General features: G+C 70.5%; 3 protein-coding genes and 1 pseudogene. 1 reads left to right on the top strand and 3 read right to left on the bottom strand.

What is annotated here, in order from left to right:
• The 3 genes and pseudogenes from GTW43_RS14925 to GTW43_RS14915 form a co-directional block, all read right to left on the bottom strand.
• Positions 1-583, bottom strand: a pseudogene (locus GTW43_RS14925) (hypothetical protein); the annotation flags it as partial.
• 182 nt (positions 584-765) lie between these two features.
• A complete protein-coding gene (locus GTW43_RS14920) occupies positions 766-1,215 on the bottom strand; it encodes an ATP-binding protein (protein ID WP_161302375.1) in 450 nt (149 codons plus the stop codon).
• A gap of 53 nt (positions 1,216-1,268) precedes the next feature.
• Complete coding sequence (locus GTW43_RS14915) at positions 1,269-1,700, bottom strand: hypothetical protein (RefSeq protein ID WP_161302373.1); 432 nt, start codon at positions 1,698-1,700, stop codon at positions 1,269-1,271.
• Between the two features lie 188 nt (positions 1,701-1,888).
• Here GTW43_RS14915 and GTW43_RS14910 point away from each other — a divergent pair.
• Positions 1,889-2,360 (top strand): DinB family protein (locus tag GTW43_RS14910; protein ID WP_161302371.1); only part of this gene is annotated, 472 nt, incomplete at its 3' end.

Raw genomic sequence — 2,360 nt, 5'->3', positions numbered from 1 at the left:
TCCAGTTGGCGACGGAGCCGGAGCCGCCGCAGAAGTGCCCGTTGAAGTGCGTGCCGATCTCGTGGCCGTCGGTCCAGGCACGGTGGACGTTCTTCAGGGTCTCCTTCAGGTGGCCGTCGGTCAGGTAGCCGATGTCGGAGGCGCCGACCGGGTTGTTCGGCGGGCGGTAGAGCCGCTTCTTGTCCTCGGGCAGGAGGTAGAGGCCCGACAGGAAGAAGGTCATGTGGGCGTCGTGCTCGCGGGCCAGGTCGAGGAAGCGCGGGAAGAGGCCGTTGCCCACCTCGCCGGCGCCGTCCCAGGAGAAGATCACGAACTGCGGCGGGGTCTGCCCGGGCTCGAGCCGCGCCGGGGCGGCCGGCTGGTTCGGCTGGGCCCCGGTGTACGAGGTCGAGCCGTCCCCGATCAGCTGCGGGGCCTTCTTGGCCGGAGCCGCGGGGCGGTCGGGGTGACGGCCCGGTCCGGCCTGCGGGCGGGAACGTTCCTCCGTCCCGCTGCCGCACCCGGCGAGCGTGGTCGCGGCGGCGGCGCCGAGGCCGACTCCGAGGCCGAGGCGCGCCATGTCCCGGCGACTCATTCCCTTCATGGAACTCATGGACATCCCAACCCGCGCCGTGCGAGGGCGCGTTGTACGTCCCCCCACACGGACACCGACCACCGCACCGTAGAGCCGATAAACAGACAAACGGGTTATTTGGTACGGCGCGGCGCGCAAAAGTGCCCTCGGTCAGGCGTGTGGGGAGCAGCGGCGGGGCCGGGTCCGGGCGTTCAGGCGCGCAGGGTCAGGACCGCGCTGACGCGCTTGCCGACCGGGACGCGTTCCACCGTCACCTCGGCGAGCGCGTCGACGATCTCCATTCCGTGACCGCCCACGCGGGCGGGGTCGCGCGGACCGCGGCGCGGCACGCCGACGCCGCTGTCGTAGACCGTCACGGTCACCTGGCGCGGCGTCCCCTCCAGTTCGAGGACGCAGGGGCCGGGGCTGTGCCGGTCCGCGTTGGTGATCAGTTCGCTCACCACGAGCAGCACGTCACCCGCGCTCACGCGGTCGAGTGCCACGCTCCATTTCTGTCGCAGCCGGGTCAGAAAGGCCTCGGCGAAGGCGCGGGCCTGCGCGCTGCATCCCGTGCCGCCGGAGTAGTGGGTCACCCTCCGCAGGGGCTCCATCGTCGCGCCGCCGCATCTGGCCGGCAGCGCCTCGTCGAAGTAGTCGGTCATCCGTGTCTCTCTCACCGGGAGGGCCCCGTCGGGGAGTCTTCCGCAGCGTGCTGCTACCCCGCCACCGGCAGGGCAGTCCTGCCGGAGGATGTGACCCGTGGCGCGGCCCTGGCCATGCGGAGCGCGTCGACGGACTCGGCGAGCAGCTCGTACTCGGTGGTGTCGTCGTGCGCGGTGATGCGGACCAGCCGGCCGTCGGCCAACTCCTCGGCCGCGCCGCTCTGCCGGTCCACGTCGGCGCACCAGGAGCGCAACAGGGCGGGCACGTCCGGGGTGTCACCGGCCACCGGGACGAGAGCGCCCTCGGGTAAGTGCGGCAGCCCGGGGCGGGGGTCGAGGCGCTCGGCGATCCACGCCGCGCGGTCCCGTAACCACCACAGGGCCAGCGGCAGGGTCGGGGCGCGGTAGGTGCCGAGGGGGACCCCCACGCGCTGTCCGCCGCAGATTCCGTAAGCGGTGACATGGCACAGGAATTCGTCGTGCACGATCTCCCCCATTGCCTGACGTCATTGATCAGCACGAGACGAGCAATTGATCAGTGCGGGATTCAACTGTCCCTTCCGTCGAGTATCGGCACTCGGAACGCACTGTCACCACAGTTTTCGCGCCAGTCTCCTGGCATATTCACGGCCTGCGTTGGCCGAAACCGGGCAGGTGGACAACACTGCACCTCATGCGCTCACACGACGTACTGATCGACGGCTTCGGACGAATTCGCGAGGAAGTGCACGCGGTTCTCGACGGAATTTCGGTGACGGATCTTCATGCCAGACCGACGGCCGGGGCGAATTCCGTCGCCTGGCTGATCTGGCATCTCACCAGGGTGCAGGACGACCATGTCGCGGACGCGGCGGATCTCGAACAGGTGTGGACGTCGCAGGGCTGGGCCGCGCGTCTCGCGCTCCCGCTGCCGCAGTCGGACACGGGGTACGGGCACATGCCGAAGCAGGTCGGACAGGTGCGGGTGGAGTCGGGGGACCTGCTGCGCGACTACCACGACGCGGTGCACGAGCAGACCGTGGCGTACCTGGGCACGCTGGACGACGCGGCGCTGGACCAGGTCGTCGACACCCGCTGGGACCCGCCGGTGACGCTCGGGGTGCGGCTGGTCAGCGTCCTGTCCGACGACCTCCAGCACGCCGGTC

It is taken from the genome of Streptomyces sp. SID5785 (assembly GCF_009870065.1).
Taxonomy (GTDB): Bacteria; Actinomycetota; Actinomycetes; order Streptomycetales; family Streptomycetaceae; genus Streptomyces.
The sequence above is the reverse complement of the archived record's forward strand: the minus strand, read 5'-3'. Positions and strand labels throughout refer to the sequence as shown.

Coding starts and splice junctions, on each gene's coding strand:
- GTW43_RS14920 (WP_161302375.1), bottom strand. CDS start 1,215: ATGACCGACTACTTCGACGAGGCGCTGCCGGCCAGATGCGGCGGCGCG.